The following is a 2,071-nucleotide window of genomic DNA, read 5'->3' as shown; positions in this document are numbered from 1 at the left end:
TTATTGAATTAAAGGAATTTTAATCAAAATGTAGTTGATTAAAATTGAGAACTTTTAGCTATTAAAAAAATACTTTATATAACTATAATTCTTGTAAAATATGCAAAACCAACCCTAGACTAAAGTCTTTAGTACTTGTGCATGACCCGCTTAACGCCTTGTATTTACAGGCTTTCACGCCCCTGTCCCACCTTTATAGTTTGTAGTGAATTTACACATTTTCAGTAAGGAGAAATGTAGTCAAACTACAATTTTGCTGCTTCGCACAAATGCGCATTGACGGTTACGTCAAGGACACGCATTATGCTGCCTAACAACGCCACTCAGACTGTTTTTTAAATAGCTGGACCGGCAAAGAAATTCGCTATCAGCGGCTTTCTTATAAGAACTGAGTCAAGGGAATTGGAAGGGGCTCCGGCTCCAACCCTATAACTATAATCGTTACCTAACAGGTCAAACTGTAGAGGACTTACCATGTCTACACTGAATCAAGATATCGATAGCATCTCCGCACTGAAAGCGGATGCCGGTAGCCCTTGGGATGCCATCAACCCAGAATCTGCTGCGCGCATGCGTGCTCAGAACAAATTCAAAACTGGCCTGGACATCGCTAAGTACACTGCTGGCATCATGCGTCGTGACATGGCTGAGTTCGACAAAGACAAAACCAAGTACACCCAGTCTCTGGGCTGCTGGCACGGTTTTGTAGGTCAGCAGAAGCTGATCTCTATCAAAAAACACTTCGGTTCTACTGAACGTCGTTACCTGTACCTGTCTGGCTGGATGGTTGCTGCACTGCGCTCTGACTTCGGTCCTCTGCCAGATCAGTCCATGCACGAGAAAACCTCTGTAGCTTCTCTGGTAGCTGAGCTGTACACCTTCCTGCGTCAGGCTGACGCACGTGAACTGGGCGGCCTGTTCCGTGAACTGGACAAAGCACGCGAAGCGGGCGATGCAGCTAAAGAAGCTGACATCCAGAGCCAGATCGACAACCACGAAACGCACGTAGTGCCTATCGTTGCAGATATCGACGCTGGTTTCGGTAACGCTGAAGCGACTTACCTGATGGCTAAGCAGATGATCGAAGCCGGTGCTTGCTGCCTGCAGATCGAAAACCAGGTTGCTGATGAGAAGCAGTGTGGCCACCAGGACGGTAAAGTAACCGTACCTCACAACGACTTCCACGCTAAGCTGCGCGCACTGCGTTACGCTTTCCTGGAACTGGGTGTTGATGACGGTCTGATCGTTGCACGTACCGACTCCGAAGGTGCTGGCCTGACCAAAGAGATCGCTGTAGTTAAAGAGCCAGGCGATCAGGGTGACGTATACAACTCCTTCCTGGACGTTGAAGAGATCGATGTAGCTGACATGGCTGAAGGCGATGTTGTCTTTAACCGCGGCGGCAAGCTGGTGCGTCCTAAGCGTCTGCCTTCCGGTCTGTATCAGTTCCGTCAGGGTACTGGCCATGAGCGTTGCGTATTCGACTGTATCGAAGCGATCAATGCCGGTGCTGACCTGCTGTGGATCGAAACTGCTGTTCCTACTGTCCACGAAATCAAGGGCATGATGGACGACGTTCGTAAAGTTCACCCAGATGCGAAACTGGTTTACAACAACTCCCCATCTTTCAACTGGACGCTGAACTTCCGTCAGCAGACTTTCGATACTTGGGAAGCTGAAGGCAAAGACGTTTCTGCTTACGACCGTAGCAACCTGATGTCTGCTGAATACGATGATTCTGAACTGTCTGCTGCAGCTGATGCTCGCGTTAAGACGTTCCAGGCTGATACTGCGCGTGAAGCGAACGTATTCCACCACCTGATCACACTGCCGACTTACCACACTACCGCCCTGTCTGTAGACAACCTGGCGAAAGAGTACTTCGGTGAGCAGGGTATGCTGGGTTACGTTGAAGGCGTTCAGCGTAAAGAGATCCGTCAGGGCATCGCATGTGTTAAGCACCAGAACATGTCCGGTTCCGACATGGGCGACGACCACAAAGAATACTTTGCAGGCGAGAACGCGCTGAAAGCTGGCGGTGCGAAAAACACCTCTAACCAGTTCAGCTAAG

At 49.4% G+C, this 2,071-nt stretch carries 1 protein-coding gene; it reads left to right on the top strand.

The genetic code is table 11. The annotated features are described in order from the left end of the window. The first annotated feature begins 474 nt into the window (after nucleotides 1–474). The gene (locus tag ABYW01_RS20230; protein ID WP_372836260.1) at nucleotides 475–2,070 is read left to right on the top strand and encodes an isocitrate lyase; all 1,596 of its coding nucleotides are present in this window, start codon (nucleotides 475–477) and stop codon (nucleotides 2,068–2,070) included. Nucleotide 2,071: the final 1 nt, after the last annotated feature.

The organism is Pontibacterium sp., assembly GCF_041587635.1.
Classification (GTDB): Bacteria; Pseudomonadota; Gammaproteobacteria; order Pseudomonadales; family Balneatricaceae; genus Pontibacterium.
This window is presented reverse-complemented; position numbering and strand designations above follow the sequence as displayed.